Below are 18,090 nucleotides of genomic sequence, written 5' to 3'. Positions count from 1 at the left end.
AGGTCTTGGATGCTCAAGAGCCAGTGCATCCAGGTGGGGCCGCGTCCGAGTGCGCGAGAGAGGGTCGCCACGGGAATGCCATCGATGACGAGTCCGTGGCAGGCCTCGGCCAGGGCGCGACCTTCTGGACCTCGCACGGCGCGTGATCCTTCGCGGTTACGTGGCGCGTGCGGACACTCCAGGTACAAACCGTTCACCTCGGCGATCTCGTCGTCGGTCGGTTGGCGGCGACGTGACAAAGCGCGGGTAGCGCGTCGCGGGTTCGCGCTTCGCGGTCTCGAGGGCGGTACGCACAGCCTGGTGCGACCAGCCCAGCGCCTCGGCGATCTGATCGAGGGTCTGTCCATCCTCTCGTCGCCGGAGGACAACGTCGACGTCGGCGATTGGCTGCTGCCCCCAGCGCCGGTAAGTGAGGTCGTGGCGGGCGATGGTCGTTCGCCGGACGTAGTCACCGGTGACCCCGTAGTCCGCGGCGATCTGTTCCCATGTCGCACCGGGCCGGTATCGGGCAGCGGCATCGGCAGCAATCTGATCTCGCTGCGCGGGGGTCATCTTCACGCGGTGGGCTCCATTGCTCGGACGTCAGGCATGGGCGGCACGAGACCGGCACGCGTCATGACGGTCCTCCATCGTTACCCCGCATCATAGGTACGGCGTATCGACCCGCGTTTCGCTCCGCCTAGCGCAGGACGTGGCGTGGGAGTGCCAGCGGGCTCAGCGTTGCGCGGCATTCTCCTGGGTGCGGGCGAGCATTGTGGCCTCAAAGCGTGCTACATCGCGTGGGTAGGTCTTGTAGAGGATGGTGACGAACACGCCGTTGACCAGCATGAGAATACCGGGCAGCCAGAGCATCACAACAGTGAGGCCATAGGCTTCGCCGAGGAAGCCGGCGAGCAGGTTGAAGATCGCGTAGGCGGCGGCTTCGAACACGCTGAGCATCAGGGCGAAGGCGGCGCCGCGTAGTTCCGGTGGGATGACGGCGGCGACGATCGGGCGGTTGACGCCCGGGTTCAGTCCCTGGAGGAAACCGAGTACGGCCCAGAACGCGGCGAACACCTCGATACCGCCCCAGTCGAACTGGGTCGCAACGATCGCGACGATTCCGAAGCCGAGCTGGGCTACCTGCAGCACCAGGATCCGGCCCCAATTGGGGAACGCCCGGTGCAGGAGATCGGTGACGATGCCGCCGCCGAAGGTGCCGACCATGTAGCCGATGCCGAAGGGCAGGAGCACGACAGCTGCGACGGCGGTGGTGAAACCGTAGGTATTGACCAAGAAGATTGTGCCGAAGGAGGCAATGAGCAGGTGACCGCTCACCAGGCGTTGGATGAGCATCAGCACGAAGGTGGGGATCTGGAACATCTGGCGTACCTTGGGCCAGGTGATCTTCTCGTGCGAGGCGCGCTGTTCGGCGGTCATCACCGTCGAGGCTGGTTCGCTGGCGCCAACGCCCGGGTCCTCGAAGAGCAGGAAGATCATCACCGCTAGCACGATCATGATCGAACCCCAGATGAAGAAGCCCCAGCGCCAGCCGCCTTCGATGTTCGCGAGCTGTCCGAGCAGCGGCCCTGCGATCGAGCCGATAAGGGACACCGCGCCCCAGGTGTACCCGGAGGCGCGGCCCCGGGAAGCTTCTCCAAATAGATCGGAGGTGATCTCGGAGACCAGCGGGAGCGAGGCGGCGACGAAGACCGCGGTGATGCCGTAGCCCAGCAGGAGCGTCGCGTAGTCCTGGGCGAAGCCGGTGGCGATGGTGGCCAGTCCCGCCGCGGCTGAGGTCAGCACGAAGGTGAGCTTGCGGTTCGTGCGCCTGGCGACGTACGCCCAGATCGGTCCGAACACGACCGCCACCGTCTTGCCGACGGCGACGAGCACACCCAGCGCGCTGAGAGGGAGGGCGAGCGCCGCGAAGATGACCGGTGCCAGCGTGCTGATGACGCTGGTCTCATTGTTGTCGGCGAACAGCGACCCGCCGATGAGCGCGAGCCTGCGCCAGCGACGCGGGACGATCACCTCCTTCTGGGCAGGTGCGGTGGTTTTGGTGACAGGCGTGGTCATGGGGATCTCCTCGTCGAGAAACAGGGGTGGTGCCTGCGGAATCGTGGGGCGGAGAGACGCATTGAGTCAGGGGCACGTTTCCCCGGGGGCAGGGGAAGGATTCGTCCGGCGACACGCGGCAGGCGCTGCGCTGTGGGGTGCGGGCGGGCTCAGACTGTGGCTGGTGGGGACAGCTCCCGGTCGATTCGGTGCAGGGTTTCGCGGTCCAGGGCTCGGGAGAGCGGGGCGAGCTGGAGCAGCGTAGACGCGCCGGCGAGGGCGGCAAGCGTGTCGGCCGCCGGACCGAGCGCCGAGCGTAAGGGTCCGGCGCCGTCCGGAGTGGCCATCAGCTCGCGCAGGGTGCAGGTGAGGACCGGCGAGGACGCGTCGAACTCCTGCGCCGAGGGTGGGGCCTCGAGCGAGGTCATGTACGCGCCGTGTTGGCGTCGTGCGAGCAAGTGCTCCTCGGTGGCGGGGCCGTGCTGTGGGAGCCCGAGCCGGAGGTACTGCGAGAGCGGGGCGTCGGCCTCGCGTAGGGCCGCCAGCAGCAGGTCGATCATCCGCAGCTCGAGCTCGTCGTCCAGCAACGGCGTCTGCTGCTCCCGATCGGTGTCCAGGTCGAACAGCGCGGTGCCCAATTCGTAGGGGTTCCCCACGGCGCGACCGGGCATGCGCAGCACCGGTGCTCCCTGAGTGAAGGACAGCGGCGGGTGTAGCTCGGCCTCGGCGAGCTCCTCCGGGGAGAAGCGCTGGTTCATGTGGGTGGGCATCAGCGTGTGCTCGAGCAGCGGCGCGTTCTCCGGGCCCGCGCTGGCCCGCATGTAGACGTACCGACCGTCGGTCACGTTGACGTGCCCGCCGAACGTGCCGAAAAGAGCGTGGTCGCGCACAGGGGTGTCGTCGCGCAGCACGGGCAGGATAGAGCGGCCCTGCATGCGGTCGGTCGGTTGCTGCCCGAAGATGTCCAGCAGCGTGGGGCCGAGGTCGACGGTCTGCACGAGCGCTTCTCGGGTCTGCCCGACGCTCCCGTCACGCGGGTCCCACAAGAACAGCGGGGTGTGGATGTTCTCGTCGTACCAGTGCTGGACGTTCTTGCCCCACCAGCCGTGCTCGCCGAGCAGGAAGCCGTGATCGGTACAGACCAGCAGGACGGTGTCCTCCCAGAGGTTCTCCTCGTCGAAGCGGTCCAGGATCCGGCCCAGGGAGTCGTCGCACATGCTCAGCAGGGCCGAGTACTCCGCGCGCACCCGCGCGGTCGTCTCCTCGTCCTCGTCGGCCTTCTTGTAGTCCGGCCAGTCGGTGCGGCGCTCGTCCTCGGGATCCAGGCCGTAGAGACGTTGGTGCTCCGCATACGAGAAGAATGGTTCGTGCGGGTCGAAGCACTCGATCTGGAGGAGCCAGTCCTGCTCATCGCGGTTGGTGGCCATGAACTCCAGGCCGGCGTCGACCGTGCGGGTCTGCGGGTGGTCCGCCTGCTCAGTGAGGTACTGGCGGTTGATGAGGTCCTGGCGCCACAGTCCATGGCGGATGCGCCGAGTGCTGCGCGCTGGCGGCTCGGGATCCGCCACGTGGCCCTTCCAAGCGTCACCCTCCTGGCCGCGGAAGAACTCGTAGGAGTCGAAGCGGTTGTGATAGGTGGCACCGCCGTCCTCCCAGTAGTGCTGGTGGTCGGTGACGAGGTGCGTGTAGACCCCGGCCTCGGAGAGCATCTGGGGGACTGAGTCGTCGAACGGCTCCAGGGGGCCCCAGGAACGGTGCAGGAAGTTGTAGCGACCCGTGTGCAGCTCGCGGCGGGCGGGCATGCAGGGCATGGATCCGGCGTAGGTGGTGGCGAAGCGTGCCGTGTGCTCCGCCAGGCGGCTGAAGTTCGGGGCATGGATCCCCTGGGCGCCGTAGGGAGGCAGGAAGCGACGGTTCAGGCTGTCGAACAGCAGCATGACGGCCCTCATCGGTTCATCCCCTCGACGCCGGCGGACGGGGCCTCGGCGGAGACTATGGGGTCGGTCGAGCGGGCGGACAGTCGGCCGCGCAGCTGAATCCGAAGATGCTCGAGCCAGGCGATCCATCGATCGATCTCCGACTCTCCGTAGGCGTTCAACTCGTCGCCGAAGAGGGCCAGCAATACCACGTCCACCTCGGCCCGGGCCGGTTTCGGCAGGTGGTCCTCCGCGCGAGGACGGCCGCGGTTCTCGCGCACGACGGCGCGGCGGGCATCGAGCTCCTCATCAACTAGCTCGCAGGCGCGCTCGAGGTCGAGCATCGCTGCGATCCGCAGCCGGGCGGTGAACTCAGGATCCTGGAACCGGCGGGGAGGGGTGTACACGGAACGGACCCAGCGCAGGAGTCGGTCGAAGCCGGCATCGGTGATGGAGTAGACCTTGCCGTCCGGAGCGCTGTCGCGCGGGTCAACCACATGGGTCACCCAGCCGTCGGCCTCCATCCGGCCGAGAAGCCGGTAGATCTGGCTCGGGTGTCGGTCCAGGCCTGCGAACTTGCCTTCGACGCGGGTCCATCGTGCGATGTCGTAGCCGGTCATGGACCGGGCGGCCAGCAGGCCGAGCAGGGGGAACTCCAGCTTCACGTACGCCTCCTCTTTGAGTGGTTGCGCGAAAGACTAAGTGCAACGGCGACTAAGTGCAAGTGCATATAGATTGGTGGTCGATCAACGGAGGGCTGCGGCGCGGTGCCCGTCATCGATCGGAACAGGCGATGGCTTCTCGGGCCGCGCCCCGAGAGCGCACCCACAGCCCCGGTCGCGCGGAGCGCGCCAGGGGCTAGGAAAATGGTCAGAGCACAGGAGAGAGGTCGAGGATGTCCGAGCCAAGAGAACACGCTGAGAATGACGGGTGCGGCTGTGGTTGCGGGATGCCCGGACGCGATCAGTTCGTAGAGCCCGGGGCGGCGCCCAACCTGCAGCAGGACCTTGCCACTCCTGTCGCCTCCCGCCACATGATCGAACAGGCACGGATCCCCGCCGGGTCCTTCACCATGGGCGACTCCTCCGGCGATCGCCACCGCGCCGACGGGGAGACCCCGCGCCACAGGGTCGCGCTCAGCGCCTTCGACATCGACGTGACCACCGTGCGCAACGCGGACTTTGCGCGCTTTGTCGAGGACACCGGCTACCGCACCGAGGCCGAGCTCTTCGGATTCTCCGCCGTATTCCACCTGGCCGTCACCGCCGAGGCCTGCGAGATCATGGGCCCCGCCGCCGGAGCGCCCTGGTGGCGCGGTGTTCAGGGCGCGTCCTGGCGCCGCCCTGGGGGATCCTGCTCCGACCTCGAGGGCCGCGAGAGCCACCCGGTGGTGCACGTGAGCTGGAACGACGCCATCGCATATTGCGACTGGGCCGGCCGGCTGAGGTCTCGCCAGCAGGTCGGCATCGCGACGCGAGCCGACGAGGTCTTCGTTTTCCCGACGTCCAGACGTCATGGGATGCCCGATCAGGATGCGATGAAGAATTCACTGCGTCGTTCGTTCGACGCCGCGGGTCACCCGGAGATGACCCTTCACTCGATCCGCCGGATGGTCGAGCGGCGTCTGGAGGAGGCGGGCTTGTCCCGCATGGATCGCGAGTCCATCATGGGCCACACCGTTCAGGTCGCTGAGCGTCACTACTCGACCCATGGGGTTCCCGAGCGCGGACTGGAGGCACTCGGACGGCCTGAGGAACGATCTCGCGGCGAATCAAAAGTCTGACAAAAATCTGATCAGCTCCGAATCGACGCCCAAGCGGCACGCACAACAGGCTTATGGCCAGCTACAACGTAGCCCAGGCGGGGCTTGAACCCGCGACCGACGGATTATGAGTCCGCTGCTCTGACCTGCTGAGCTACTGGGCCATGGACCCACGATGGAGCCCGGACGAACTTACCATGACGAGACTCTGTGACCTGGCCGGATGCCGGGTCCTCTGCGACTGCTTCAGGACCCCACTCGGGTCGCCGCCGCGCCCCCGGTGCGGGTGTCCCCCGCGACGATCTCGGCCTGCTCGCGCACGACCCGCACCGTCGGGCGCTCCCCGGCGCGGGAGGCGTCCATCCAGGCCTCGAACACGGAGCCGCCCGGCGCCGCAGCGCTGCGCCCCAGCAGCGCATCCGCGCCGACCGGGAACTCGATCGCCCGGCCGCGGGAGGCCGGGGGAGCGGTCTCGCGGGCCGCGGCGACCGCGTCGCGGAAAGCCTCACCGGCGTTCTTGATCCTGCCGTGCTCGTCGAACAGGCCAAGAGTGTGCTCCAGGGGAGGGAAGTCGGCCAGGGAGCGGGAGACGTCGTGGGAGCACCACCAGGTCACGCCCCACAGCTCGGGGCACGACAGCGAGTTCTCGATGGTGCTGGCCACGAACCAGGGCACCTCGTCCTCGGTCAGGAGGCTGCGGGGCGCGCCGACCTCCTGCAGCCACAGCGGCCGCTGCGGGGCGGGGGAGAAGGCGCGGGCGAGTTCGAGGTAGTACTCGGCCCGGTGGGCGACCTCGTAGGAGCGGGCCCCGTAGCGCTGGCCGGTGCCGTCGAAGATCCAGGAGTGGATCACCGTGGCGTCCCCGAGCCGTGCGGATTGGTCGGGGGTGAAGGCGTGGTCGTCCATGAACCAGGCGGCGTCGTAGTTCGCGACGGTGTGCATCCCGGCGGGGGCACCGGCTCTCGCGGCCTCAAGCAGCGTGCGTGTCCAGGCCTCGGCCTCGGCGACAGAGGTGACATCGGGGTCGGGGTGGTTGGAGGCCGAGAACTGGTTGACCTCGTTGCCCAGGGTCAGTCCCAGCAGGTTCGGGGCGTCCGCGACGCAGGCGGCGAGGGAGCGCACGAGCTCCGCGGTGGCCGCCACCACCTCAGGATCGGTGAACATGTTGCGGCGGTGCCAGGTGGCCAGCCAGCTGGGGATGAAGTCGAAGCTCGAGAGATGCCCCTGGATCGCGTCGACGACGACGTCCAGCCCCACGCTCGCGGCAGCATCCACCACGGCGCGCACGTCTGCGAGACCCCGGGGCCGGATCAGCGTGCGATTGGGCTGCAGCAGCGGCCACAGCGGGAAGATCCGCACATGGTCCGCGCCGAGCGAGGCGATCGCCTGGAGGTCCTCGCCGACGGCATCCTCGTCCAGGTCGAGCCAGGAGTGGAACCACCCGGTGCGGGGCGTGTAGTTGACCCCGAACCGCGGGGCGGGAGGGGCGGGGGAGGCGGGGGAAGACATCGTCGTCCTTCCGTCGGTCAGAGCTGGTGGGCGGAGTCGATGCCGGGCGGGACCGGAAGGAGGTCCGGGCAGACGACAGGGACAGGCCAGGAGACTGCCGTGGCCCAGTGCTACTATAGCGCTCAAGTAGGGGTACGGTGCGGTGGAGTGCCGAGGTGATGACGGAGGGGCCGACGATGACGACCAGCAGGAGCGCCGCATCGCGCGGCAGCGGGCGCGGGCAGCGCGTCACGATCGCCGACATCGCGCGCCGCGCCGGCGTCACCTCCGCCGCGGTCTCGCTCGCGGTCAACGGTCGGCCCGGCGTCTCTGACGCGACCCGCGCCCGCATCATGGAGATCGCCCGGGAGCTGGACTGGGAGCCGTCCCCGGCCGCCCGCGCCCTGGCCGGCGCCCCGGTGCTGACGGTCGGGATGGTGCTGGCCCGGCCTGCGGAGGTGCTCGGCAACGAAGCGTTCTTCGGCGCCTTCGTCGCCGGCCTGCAGGAGGTGCTCAGCGCCCAGGACTACTCGCTGCAGATGAAGATCGTGGACTCGCCCGAGGCGGAGATCGACACCTACCGCCGCTGGTTCGGCCAGCGCCGGGTCGACGGCGTCGTCGTGGTGGACCTGCGCGCCGACGATGCGCGGATCCCGGCCCTCGAAGAGCTCGGCCAGCCGGCGCTGGTCGTCGGCGGCCCCGGCCATCACGGCTCGCTGCCGGCGGTGTACGTCGACGACGCCCGGGCCACGCACCTGCTGGTGGACCACCTCGCCGAGCGGGGGCATCGCCGCATCGCCCGCGTCGCCGGCACCGCCGCCTTCCTCCACACCGCCCAGCGCGACCAGGCCTTCCTGGATCGCTGCACCGAGCTCGGCATCGGCGGCGTGCTGCAGGACGCGGGCTTCGGTGCCCAGGACGCCGCCGTCGCGACCGCGGAGCTGCTGGCCTCCGACGTGCCACCCACCGCGATCATCTTCGACAGCGACGAGATGGCGCTGGCCGGCTCCCACGTGCTCGCCGAGAGCGGCGTCGCGGTCCCCGGCGACATCGCGGTGGCCAGCTACGAGGACTCCCCGCTGGCGCGCACGCACCGCCCGGGCATCACCGCCATCGGGCGCTCCGCCGTCGAGTACGGCCGGGTCGCCGCCACCCGGCTGCTCGAGGTCATCGCCGCAGCGCGCCGGCGCGACGGCGAGCCCGACGGCATGGAGTCGGAGGTGCGCGCCCTCGAGCCGGAGCTGGTGGTCCGCGCCTCCACCGATCCTGCGGCGCAGCCCGTCGCCGGGTGAGCGCAGAACGCCCGCAGAGCGACTGCAGAGTGAGGTTAGATAGGTCATACCGGCCGGTCGTGGCCGTGATCGAGGGTGCAGGCTCCGCGCGGCCCTGCTAAAGTTGTCGAGGTCGATCCCGCATAGCTCAACGGCAGAGCATTCGACTGTTAATCGAAGGGTTGTTGGTTCGAATCCAACTGCGGGAGCCACACCAGGCGCAGCCCCGGGGACACCCCCGGGGCTGCGTTGTTTCTGCCCTCTTGTCTGTCCGCAGGCGCTGCCGTGAAGGAGTAGGACGATGCCCTCCGTCCCCGATGATCGCTTCCCCGTCCCCGAGGAGGCCACGTCCGAAAGCGTATGGGCCGATCGCACCGGCCACCGCACCCTCGTCGGCCGGAACCGGCGCGGTGTCGAGATCCCCATCGGCAAGGGGGAGGGCGAGATCAGCCCCGGCGAGCTGTTGAAGCTCGCCCTCATCGGCTGCGCCGGCATGACCTCCGACATCAACCTCGCCCGTCGGCTGGGGGAGGACTTCGACATGCGCCTGTGGGCGCACGCGACGTCCGACGAGGACAACCGCTACCCGGAGATCACCGAGCAGGTCCAGCTGCCGCTCGAGGGGCTCACCGAGGCCGAGATCGCCTCGGTCGTGAAGGTGTTCGGCCGCGCGGTCGCCGCCGGCTGCACCGTCGAGCGCACCGTCGTGCCCGGAACCGAGGTCACCCACCAGATCCTTGGGGCCGAGGAGACGTCGGCGGCGAGGGAGCAGACGGAGCAGACCGGACAGGCCGAGCAGCCTGGGGAGCCCGGGCAGGAGTCGCGATGAGCATCCGCCCGATCCGCATCGTCGGCGACCCGGTGCTGCGCACCCCCTGCGACCCCATCCGGACCGTCACCGACGGCACCCGCCACCTGATCCGTGACCTCGAGGACACCGTGGACGACGAGGGCCGCGCCGGCGTCGCGGCGAACCAGATCGGCATCGGTCAGCGTGCGTTCTCCTGGAACATCGAGGACCGCGGGATCGGCCACATCATCAACCCCGTCATCGTCGACCTCTCCGAGGAGCTCCAGCACGACGACGAGGGCTGCCTGTCCGTGCCGGGGCTGTTCTTCCCGCGCACCCGCTCCGCCTACGCGCGCTGCGTCGGCACCGACGTGGACGGCCAGGAGATCGAACTGGCCGGCGAGGGCATCGTCGCCCGCCTCATCCAGCACGAGGTCGCCCATCTCGACGGCGAGCTCTACATCGACGGCCTCGAACGCTCCGTGAAGAAGAAGGCGTTGCGCCAGATCAGGGAGACCCTCTAAGCTCTGCCGTAGAGACAGGAGCCCTCCGGCACCACGCACCATCCGGACAGCACCGATTCGTTGGGGAAGACGCATCGGACACCGGAAGGAACGAGATGACTCAGGGCGTTCTGTATGTTCACTCCGCGCCGCGAGCCCTCGCACCGCACATCGAATGGGCCGCGAGCGGAGTTCTCGGCATGCCCTCCCGCATCCGCTGGGAGGAGCAGCACGTCGCTCGCGGCCTGCTGCGGGCCGAGATGATCTGGCGCGGACGGGACGACACCGGAGCCCGCCTGGTCAGCGCGCTGCGCGGCATGCACGAGGTGCGCTTCGAGGTGACCCAGGAGGCCACGGCCATCAGCGACGGCGCCCGCTGGAGCTGCACCCCCGAGCTCGGCATCCACCACGCGGCCACCGACCACGCCGGCAACACTGTGCTGACCGAGGACCATGTGCGCGGCTGCATGGAGCGGGCGGGGACGGATCCGCACGCGCTGCGCCGCGAGCTCGGCATCGCGCTCGGGGAGCCCTGGGACGAGGACCTCGAGATCTTCCGCCACGCCGGCGAGGGCGTTCCGATGCGCTGGCTGCACCGCGTCAGCTGAGGACCGTCCGCACCGCATCGGTTGAGGACCGGCCGCGCCGCATCGGCTCAGGGTCGGCCGCGCCGCAACTGCTGGCGAGCAGCGGAATCGCGCCGGTCGAGCATGGGCCGCATCGGCGCGGCATCGCATCAGCTGTTCGCGACCCCGACGGCAATCGAGTGCGACCGTGGGCACCACTCCCCGGCACGGGAAGGGTGCCCACGGTCGCACTCGGTGGGAGCCGTCAGGCTGCCAGCACCTCCTCGTGGGCCGACAGCACCGCTCAGGCGCTGGTGAAGATCGCCGCGATGTCGTGGCCGCCGAAGCCGAAGGCATTGTTCAGCACCGCGATGTCCCCGGAGGGGAGATCCACCGGGGCGTTCTGCGCGATCCGCACCGGCACCTCCGGGTCGAGGTTCTCGATGTTGATCGTGGGCGGGGAGACGCGGTGATGCGCGGCGAGGGTGGAGAAGACCGACTCCAGCGCCCCGGCGCCGCCCATGAGATGGCCGGTCATCGACTTCGTCGAGGTCACCACGAGCTGATCGGTGACCCCGCCGAGGGCGTCCGAGAGGGCGGTGAGCTCACCGATGTCCCCCAGCGGCGTCGAGGTGCCGTGGGCGTTGACGTGCACGACGTCCTGCGCGGCCACGTCGGCGTCCTCGACCGCCTCGCGGACCGCACGGGCCTGCCCCTCCGCGGAGGGGGCGGAGATGTGGTGGGCGTCCGAGGCCATACCGCGCCCGGCGGCGTAGGCGTACACGCGGGCACCGCGAGCGGCAGCATGCTCCTCGCTCTCCAGCACCAGGATCGCCGCGCCCTCGCCGAGCACGAAGCCGTCGCGGTCCACATCGTAGGGACGCGAGGCGTGCTCGGGATCATCGACCCGGCCCGAGAGCGCGCGGATGTTCGCGAAGGCGGCCAGCGTCATCGGATGGATGCACGCCTCGGTGCCGCCGACGACCACGACGTCGGCGCGGTCATCGCGGATCATGCCCATGCCCAGCGCCACGGCCTCCGCGCCGGAGGCGCAGGCCGAGACCGGGGTGTGGGCCCCGGCCCGGGCGCCCAGCTCCATCGAGATCTGGGCGCTGGAGGAATTGGCCATGAGCATGGGGACCGTGAAGGGGTTGACCCGTCGGGCGCCGCGCTCGCGCACGACGTCCCACTGGTCCAGGGTGGTCCAGATGCCGCCGATGCCGGTGCCGACCACGACGCCGAGGCGCTCGGGGGCGACCTCCGGAGCACCGGCGTCGGCCCACGCCTCCCGGGAGGCGACCATCGAGTACTGACCCGAGGGATCCAGCTTCTTGGCCTGGGGGCGGGAGAGGTTCTCGAGCGCGCCGGGGGCCAGCTGGCAGGCGAAGTCCACGGACAGTCCGTACTCCTCCTTCCAGTCGTTGTCCAGCGTGCGCGCGGCGGACGTACCGGCCAGGGCCGCCTTCCAGGTGGAGGCGACGTCACCGCCGAGCGGGTTGACGGTGCCGAGACCGGTGACGGCGACACGGGAGCGGGAAGCGGACATACGGACCTCCGGGTCGGATGGGCTGACGATCGGCGACGCCCGGGACGCATAGGGTCCCGGGCGTCAGGCGGGGGTCAGGACTGGGCGCCCACGATGAACTTGACGGCATCGCCGACGGTGGCGAGGTTCTTGACCTCTTCGTCGGGGATGCGGACGTCGAACTTCTCCTCGGCGTTGACGACGATGGTCATCATGGAGATCGAGTCGATGTCGAGGTCATCCGTGAAGGACTTGTCGAGCTGCACGTCCTCCGTGGCGACACCGGTCTCCTCGTTGACGATCTCGGCGAGGCCCTCGAGGATCTCGTTATCGGTGTGTGCCATGGGTTCTCCTTAGGTGAACGGGATGTTGGGTGGCGGTGACAGACTACCCGCGCCGGGGGTGCTGTTCGGGCAGCGTGGAGGATGTGACCGCTGTGGCGTGACAGGGACGACAGGGCGGCCGGGGCCGCCGCACGATCAGGGGAGGATCAGCACCTGTCCGGCGTAGGCCAGCCCGGCGCCGAAGCCGAACTGCACCAGGACGTCGCCGCTCTTGGCCGCGCCCTCCTCGATCAGACGGTGGGTCGCCAGCGGGATCGAGGCGGCGGAGGTGTTGCCGGTCTCGGCGATATCCCGGGCGATCACCACGTCCTCGCCGAGGCCCAGCTGCTTGGCGAGCTCGTCGACGATGCGCATGTTGGCCTGATGCGGCACGAACACGTCGATGTCCTCGACGGTCAGAGCGGACTGCTCGAGCATCTCGCGGATCTTCTTCGCGGTGTGCCACACGGCCCAGCGGAAGACGGTGCGTCCGTCCTGCTCGAGCGTGGGCCACGGGCCCTCGCCGTCGCGGAACTGGATCAGCGAGCCGGTCATGCGGATGGTGTCCCAGTGGTCGCCGTCGCTGCCCCAGACCGTCGGGCCGATCTTCGGCTCCTCGCTGGGGCCGACGATCGCGGCCCCTGCGCCGTCGCCCAGCAGGAAGGAGATCGAGCGGTCGGTGGGATCGACGACATCGGAGAGCTTCTCCGCGCCGATCACCAGCACGTTGCGGGCGCTGCCGGTGCGGATCAGGGCGTCGGCCTGGCCGATGCCGTAGGCGAAGCCCGCGCAGGCCGCGGAGATGTCGTAGGCGATGACGTCGGGTCGGCCCAGCTGGCCGGCCAGGAGCGTCGCGAGCGACGGGGTCTGGTACGGGAAGGTGATGGTCGAGACGATGATCGCATCGAGGGTGTCCAGCTCGATGCCGGAGCGCTCGATGGCCTCCTTCGCGGCGGTCAGGGAAAGGTCCTTGACGCCGATCTCCGTGCTCGCGCGCGTGCGGGTGATGATGCCGGTGCGCTGGCGGATCCACTCGTCGGAGGAGTTGATCGGCTCGATCAGGTCCTCGTTGGGGACGACGAGGTCCCCGCGGGCGGCGCCGTAGGCGAGGACCTGCGAGCCCGGCACGGTCGGCTGGGGCGGGAGGGTGACGCGTGAGGTCATGGTCAGTTCTCCTGGTCCTCGATGGGGGCGGCGCCGGCATGCTCGCGCACGAGCTCGCGGGCGGCCTCGAGATCGTCGGGGGTGTTCAGGGATGCGGTCGCGATCCCCCTGAGATCGCGCTTGGCCAGTCCGATGAGGGTGCCGGCGGGGGCGAGCTCGAGCATCGCGGTCACGCCCCGCTCGCGCAGGGTCCCCATGCAGGCCTCCCAGTCGACGGGGGAGGCGACCTGGGTGACGATCTGGTCGAGATAGCGGGACCCCGCCGTGACGACGTCGCCGCCGGCGTTGGAGATCAGCGGCACGGAGGGATCGCTCGCGGTCAGCGAGGGGACGAATGCGGCCAGCTCCTCGCGGGCGCCGGCCATGTACGGAGTGTGGAACGCCCCGGCGACCTGCAGCGGGATCACACGGGCCTTCGCCGGACCGTCCTCGCCGAGGGCCGTGATCGCCTCGACGGAACCGGCCGCCACCACCTGCTGGGCGGAGTTGATGTTCGCGGCGTGCAGGCCGTGCCGCTCGATCGCGGCGAGCACGTCCTCGCGGGCGCCGCCGACGACCGCCGCCATCGACGTCGGCTCGGCCGCGGCGGCCTGCGCCATCGCCGTGGAGCGGACGGCGACCAGGCGCATCGCGTCCTGATCGGTGAGCACGCCGGCCAGGGCCGCGGCGGTCAGCTCCCCGACGCTGTGCCCGGCGATCGCATCGGCAGGGGCCAGGTCCCCCTCGGCGCGCAGCTGCGCGGAGGCGATGATGCCGGCGGCGACCAGGAGCGGCTGGGCCACGGCGGTGTCGCGGATGGTGTCGGCATCGGACTCGGTGCCGTGGCGCAGGAGGTCCACGCCGCCCGCTTCGGAGAGCGAGGCCAGAGTGTCCTCGACGCCGGGCAGCTCACGCCACGGGCTCAGGAAGCCGGGCTTCTGGGCCCCTTGGCCGGGGCAGACGATCGCGAGCACGGGAACCTCCAGGGGAGAGGGGAAGGGGAACGGTCCCGCCCGGTGGGGCGAGGCCGGGGGACGGAGACGGCTTCGGGGTGCCCGCAGACGATCACGGGCACCCCGAAGCAGTGATCAGGACTCGCCGCCGAAGGAGCCGGACTGGCCCGCGTTGACGTTGCTCAGGTCATACTTGTCGATGGCCTGACGCACCACCGAGGGGTCGACCTTGCCCTCGCGGGCGAGCAGCTGCAGGGTCTTGACGACCATGGAGTGCGCGTCGATCTTCAGGTGCCGACGGGCGGCGGGACGGGTGTCCGAGAAGCCCCAGCCGTCGGCTCCGAGCACGCCGTAGGCGCCGGGGATCCACTCGCGGATCAGGTCCGGGACCAGGTAGTCGTAGTCGGAGGTCGCCACGAAGGGTCCGTCCACGCCGTCCAGTCGCTGGGTGATCCACGGGGTGCGCTGATCCTCGGGGTGCAGGAGGTTGTGCGACTCCGCCTCCAGGGCCTCCTTGCGCATCTCCGCCCAGGAGGTCACCGACCACACGGTGGAGCGCACGCCCCAGTCCTCGGCCAGCAGTTCGCGCGCGTGGCGGGCCCACGGCACGCCGACGCCGGAGGCGAGCAGCTGGGCCTCGGGGCCCTCGCCCTCGGCAGCGGGCTCGAGGACGTACATGCCCTTGAGCAGGCCGTCGACGTCCAGGCCCTCCGGCTCTGCGGGCTGCACGAGGGGCTCGTTGTAGACGGTGATGTAGTAGAAGACCTCCTGGAGGCGGTCGTCCTCGCCGTACATGCGCTGCAGGCCGTCCCGGATGATGTGCCCGAGCTCGTACCCGTAGGCCGGGTCGTAGATGACCGCGCCGGGATTCGTGAAGGCCAGGATCGGGGAGTGGCCGTCCATGTGCTGGAGGCCCTCGCCGGCCAGGGTGGTCTTGCCGGCGGTCGCGCCGATCACGAAGCCCTTGGCCATCTGGTCGCCCGCGGCCCAGAAGAAGTCGCCGGTGCGCTGGAACCCGAACATCGAGTAGAAGATGTAGAACGGGATCATCGGGAAGTCATGGGTGGCGTACGAGGTGCCGGCCGCGGTGAAGGCCGCGGTGGAGCTGATCTCATTGATGCCCATGTGCTTGATCTGGCCGGAGGTGGACTCCTTGTAGGCCAGCAGCAGATCACGGTCGACCGACATGTAGTTCTGGCCGTCGGGGTTGTAGATCTTCGCGGTCGGGAACAGCGAGTCCATCCCGAAGGTGCGGGCCTCGTCGGGGACGATCGGGACCCAGCGCTTGCCGGTCTGCTTGTCCCGCATGAGGTCCTTGAGCAGCCGCACCAGCGCCATCGTGGTGGCGATCTCCTGCTTGCCCGAGCCGCGGCGAGTGACCTCGTAGGCCTTGTCGCCGGGCAGCTCGAGCGCCGTGTGCTCGGTGCGGCGGGAGGGGATCGGCCCGCCCAGCTCGGAGCGGCGGGACTTGAGGTACTTCATGACCGGGGCATCGTCCTCGGGCATGTACAGCGGGGCGTCGTAGACGCTGCCCGACTCCAGCTGCTCGTCGGTGACCGGGATGTGCAGGGTGTCCCGCAGAGCCTTGAGGTCCTCGAGGGTGAACTTCTTCATCTGGTGGGTCGCGTTGCGGCCCGCGAAGTTCGTGCCCAGGCGGTAGCCCTTGATGGTGTGGGCCAGGATGACGGTGGGCTTGCCCTTGTGGTCCATCGCGGCCTGGAAGGCGGCGTGGATCTTCTTGGCGTCGTGGCCGCCCCGGCCCAGCTTCCACCAGATGTCCTCGTCGGAGAGGTCCTCCACCAGCGCCTTCGTGCGGGGATCCCGGCCGAAGAAGTTGTCACGGATGAAGGCGCCGTCCTCGGCGCGGTAGGTCTGGTAGTCGCCGTCCGGGGTGGCGTTCATCAGGTCGATGAGGGCGCCGTCGGTGGACTGCTCCAGCAGCGGGTCCCATCCGGAGCCCCAGATCACCTTGATGACGTTCCAGCCTGCACCGCGGAACTGGCTCTCCAGCTCCTGGATGATCTTGCCGTTGCCGCGCACCGGGCCGTCCAGGCGCTGCAGGTTGCAGTTGATCACGAAGGTGAGGTTGTCCAGGTGCTCCTTGGCCGCGATGTGCAGCGCGCCGCGGGACTCGACCTCGTCCATCTCCCCGTCGCCGAGGAACGCCCAGGTGTGCTGCTGGCTGGTGTCCTTCAGATCGCGGTTGGCGAGGTACCGGTCGAAGGAGGCCTGCTCGATCGCGGCGACCGGGCCGATGCCCATCGAGACCGTGGGGAACTCCCAGAAGTCCTGCATCGCCCGCGGGTGCGGGTAGGACGGCATGCCGTGCTCGCTGGAGAACTCCTGGCGGAAGCCGTCGAGGTCCTCCTGGCCGAGGCGGCCCATCAGGTAGGCGCGGGCATAGATGCCGGGGGAGGCGTGGCCCTGGAAGAAGATGTGGTCGCCGCCGCCTTCGTGGTCGCGACCGCGGAAGAAGTGGTTGAACCCGACCTCGTACATGGTGGCGATGGAGGCGTAGCTGGAGAGGTGGCCGCCGACGGAGACGCCGGGGCTCTGGGCGCGATGGACGAGCATCGCCGCGTTCCAGCGGTTGATGTTGCGCAGTTCCTTCTCGAGATCCGCGTCACCGGGGTACTCCGGCTGATGATCCGTGGGGATCGTGTTCACGTAGTCGGTGGTCAGCGAGTCCGGCAGATGCAGATCCTGGTCCCGGGCATGCTGGATCAGGCTCTGGACCACCTCGGAGGCGCGATCGGTGCCGCGGTGCTCGACGAGTCCGTCGAACGAGTCCAGCCATTCCCGCGTCTCCTCCGGGTCCGGGTCCTGCGCATGACTGGGCAGGTTGATGCCGATGGGACGAGGGGTCTCGTGCGAGCTCACACTGTCCTTCTCTCTACGGGAGGCGATGGACCGGCGTCGGGAGCAGTGGGCGCCGATGGGCACGGCTCCGTCAACCTGGGTTCCCCTCAGCCTACCGTCGCACCGCCTGCCGGACTCCTTCACCGGACCTCCTCACGTGTGAGACGGCGAACATCACGGACGGATCGGCAGCCGCCCCGGGGCGGAGGTCCCGCCGTGCGGAGTGCGGGAGGGTGCCCGGTGACATAGACTCATGCGCGCACAGTTCGTCCTGGCCCCCTCGGGTGCCGTCCGAGCTGGCGCATCCAGCATGTCCCCTTTCTTGTGAGGAGCTCTTTCTTGTCACCGTCGGCCGACGCCACTTCGTCCAGCTCTCCTGCCGAAGTGCTGACCTTCACCTCGGGCCAGATCGTGCAGGAGTTCGGCTACGACGACGATGTCGATCACGACCTGCGCGATGCCATCGAGGACCTCCTCGGCGAGGACCTCGAGGACGAGGACAGCCAGGAGATCGTCGACGGCGTGATCATGTGGTGGCGCGACGGCGACGGTGATCTCACCGACGCCATGGTCGACACCCTCACAACACTCGCCCCCGGAGCGCCCGTGTGGGTGCTGACCCCGAAGGCCGGGCGCGATGGCCATGTCGCCCCGGGCGACATCCAGGAGAGCGCCGGGATCGCCGGGCTGCGAGTCATGAGCTCCATGAGCCTGGCCCCGGACTGGACCGGCACCCGCCTGGCCAGCCGCACGAACTGATCATCACGGTGATCACCGTCCCGGATCCGGGACGGACGGGCCTCCCCGACGGGGAGCACCGGGGGCCCTGCCCCTGCCCGGGTCGTTAGCTCAGCTGGTCAGAGCGTCTGGTTTACACCCAGAAGGTCGGGGGTTCGAGCCCCTCACGACCCACCGGAACACATCTCGCTCTGCGCGGCACAGCCTGCGCGGGGG

The 18,090-nt window shown here is 69.4% G+C and carries 16 protein-coding genes and 3 tRNA genes; 8 read left to right on the top strand and 11 right to left on the bottom strand.

Features of this window, described 5'->3' with window-relative positions; genetic code table 11:
- Positions 1 to 156: 156 nt before the first annotated feature.
- From JOF44_RS02325 to JOF44_RS02310, 4 genes are all read right to left on the bottom strand, one after another.
- Positions 157 to 558 carry a hypothetical protein gene (locus JOF44_RS02325; protein ID WP_209886881.1) on the bottom strand — a complete coding sequence of 134 codons (402 nt, stop codon included), beginning with the start codon at positions 556 to 558 and terminating at the stop codon, positions 157 to 159.
- 156 nt (positions 559 to 714) lie between these two features.
- Positions 715 to 2,058 carry an MFS transporter gene (locus JOF44_RS02320; protein ID WP_209886878.1) on the bottom strand — a complete coding sequence of 448 codons (1,344 nt, stop codon included), beginning with the start codon at positions 2,056 to 2,058 and terminating at the stop codon, positions 715 to 717.
- Positions 2,059 to 2,207: 149 nt separating this feature from the next.
- The gene (locus tag JOF44_RS02315; RefSeq protein ID WP_245348820.1) at positions 2,208 to 3,974 is read right to left on the bottom strand and encodes a sulfatase; all 1,767 of its coding nucleotides are present in this window, start codon (positions 3,972 to 3,974) and stop codon (positions 2,208 to 2,210) included.
- Between the two features lie 8 nt (positions 3,975 to 3,982).
- Positions 3,983 to 4,618 (bottom strand): PadR family transcriptional regulator, encoded by a 636-nt coding sequence (locus tag JOF44_RS02310; protein ID WP_209886872.1) that lies wholly within the window; start codon positions 4,616 to 4,618, stop codon positions 3,983 to 3,985.
- A gap of 230 nt (positions 4,619 to 4,848) precedes the next feature.
- On the opposite strand from JOF44_RS02310, the gene JOF44_RS02305 reads away from it, so the two are divergent.
- Complete coding sequence (locus JOF44_RS02305; protein ID WP_209886869.1) at positions 4,849 to 5,736, top strand: SUMF1/EgtB/PvdO family nonheme iron enzyme; 888 nt, start codon at positions 4,849 to 4,851, stop codon at positions 5,734 to 5,736.
- A 69-nt stretch (positions 5,737 to 5,805) separates the two neighbouring features.
- Here JOF44_RS02305 and JOF44_RS02300 read toward each other — a convergent pair.
- Positions 5,806 to 5,879, bottom strand: a tRNA-Ile gene (locus JOF44_RS02300).
- Between the two features lie 82 nt (positions 5,880 to 5,961).
- A complete protein-coding gene (locus JOF44_RS02295) occupies positions 5,962 to 7,224 on the bottom strand; it encodes a glycoside hydrolase 5 family protein (RefSeq protein ID WP_209886866.1) in 1,263 nt (420 codons plus the stop codon).
- Between the two features lie 176 nt (positions 7,225 to 7,400).
- Here JOF44_RS02295 and JOF44_RS02290 point away from each other — a divergent pair, with 176 nt between their 5' ends.
- From JOF44_RS02290 to JOF44_RS02270, 5 genes are all read left to right on the top strand, one after another.
- Positions 7,401 to 8,495, top strand: a complete 1,095-nt coding sequence (locus JOF44_RS02290) for a LacI family DNA-binding transcriptional regulator (RefSeq protein ID WP_209886863.1) — start codon at positions 7,401 to 7,403, stop codon at positions 8,493 to 8,495.
- Positions 8,496 to 8,611: 116 nt separating this feature from the next.
- Positions 8,612 to 8,686: transfer RNA gene (locus JOF44_RS02285), tRNA-Asn, on the top strand.
- An 89-nt stretch (positions 8,687 to 8,775) separates the two neighbouring features.
- Positions 8,776 to 9,303 (top strand): OsmC family protein, encoded by a 528-nt coding sequence (locus tag JOF44_RS02280; protein ID WP_209886860.1) that lies wholly within the window; start codon positions 8,776 to 8,778, stop codon positions 9,301 to 9,303.
- Positions 9,300 to 9,788, top strand: coding sequence for a peptide deformylase (locus JOF44_RS02275; RefSeq protein WP_209886857.1), 489 nt, complete (start codon positions 9,300 to 9,302; stop codon positions 9,786 to 9,788). The genes JOF44_RS02280 and JOF44_RS02275 overlap by 4 nt, the downstream gene beginning before the upstream one ends.
- Positions 9,789 to 9,883: 95 nt before the next feature.
- Positions 9,884 to 10,375: a DUF3145 domain-containing protein gene (locus JOF44_RS02270; RefSeq protein ID WP_209886854.1), complete on the top strand. Its 492-nt coding sequence runs from the start codon at positions 9,884 to 9,886 to the stop codon at positions 10,373 to 10,375.
- Positions 10,376 to 10,637: 262 nt separating this feature from the next.
- Here JOF44_RS02270 and JOF44_RS02265 read toward each other — a convergent pair whose 3' ends face one another.
- The 5 genes from JOF44_RS02265 to aceE all read right to left on the bottom strand — a co-directional run bounded on the left by JOF44_RS02265 (position 10,638) and on the right by aceE (position 17,157).
- Positions 10,638 to 11,879 carry a beta-ketoacyl-[acyl-carrier-protein] synthase family protein gene (locus JOF44_RS02265; protein WP_209886852.1) on the bottom strand — a complete coding sequence of 414 codons (1,242 nt, stop codon included), beginning with the start codon at positions 11,877 to 11,879 and terminating at the stop codon, positions 10,638 to 10,640.
- A gap of 74 nt (positions 11,880 to 11,953) precedes the next feature.
- Positions 11,954 to 12,202, bottom strand: coding sequence for an acyl carrier protein (locus tag JOF44_RS02260; protein WP_209886848.1), 249 nt, complete (start codon positions 12,200 to 12,202; stop codon positions 11,954 to 11,956).
- Between the two features lie 135 nt (positions 12,203 to 12,337).
- A complete protein-coding gene (locus tag JOF44_RS02255; protein WP_209886845.1) occupies positions 12,338 to 13,345 on the bottom strand; it encodes a beta-ketoacyl-ACP synthase III in 1,008 nt (335 codons plus the stop codon).
- A 2-nt stretch (positions 13,346 to 13,347) separates the two neighbouring features.
- The gene (locus JOF44_RS02250) at positions 13,348 to 14,298 is read right to left on the bottom strand and encodes an ACP S-malonyltransferase (protein WP_209886842.1); all 951 of its coding nucleotides are present in this window, start codon (positions 14,296 to 14,298) and stop codon (positions 13,348 to 13,350) included.
- A 114-nt stretch (positions 14,299 to 14,412) separates the two neighbouring features.
- Entirely contained in the window at positions 14,413 to 17,157 is a 2,745-nt protein-coding gene (gene aceE, locus JOF44_RS02245) for a pyruvate dehydrogenase (acetyl-transferring), homodimeric type (protein ID WP_209886839.1), read from the bottom strand.
- Positions 17,158 to 17,475: 318 nt separating this feature from the next.
- Between aceE and JOF44_RS02240 the strand changes: the two genes are divergently transcribed.
- Positions 17,476 to 17,895: a DUF3052 domain-containing protein gene (locus tag JOF44_RS02240; protein WP_209886836.1), complete on the top strand. Its 420-nt coding sequence runs from the start codon at positions 17,476 to 17,478 to the stop codon at positions 17,893 to 17,895.
- 79 nt (positions 17,896 to 17,974) lie between these two features.
- Positions 17,975 to 18,048: transfer RNA gene (locus JOF44_RS02235), tRNA-Val, on the top strand.
- Positions 18,049 to 18,090: the final 42 nt, after the last annotated feature.

The sequence above is a fragment of the Brachybacterium fresconis genome, assembly GCF_017876515.1.
Lineage (GTDB): Bacteria > Actinomycetota > Actinomycetes > Actinomycetales > Dermabacteraceae > Brachybacterium > Brachybacterium fresconis.
The sequence above is the reverse complement of the archived record's forward strand: the minus strand, read 5'-3'. Positions and strand labels throughout refer to the sequence as shown.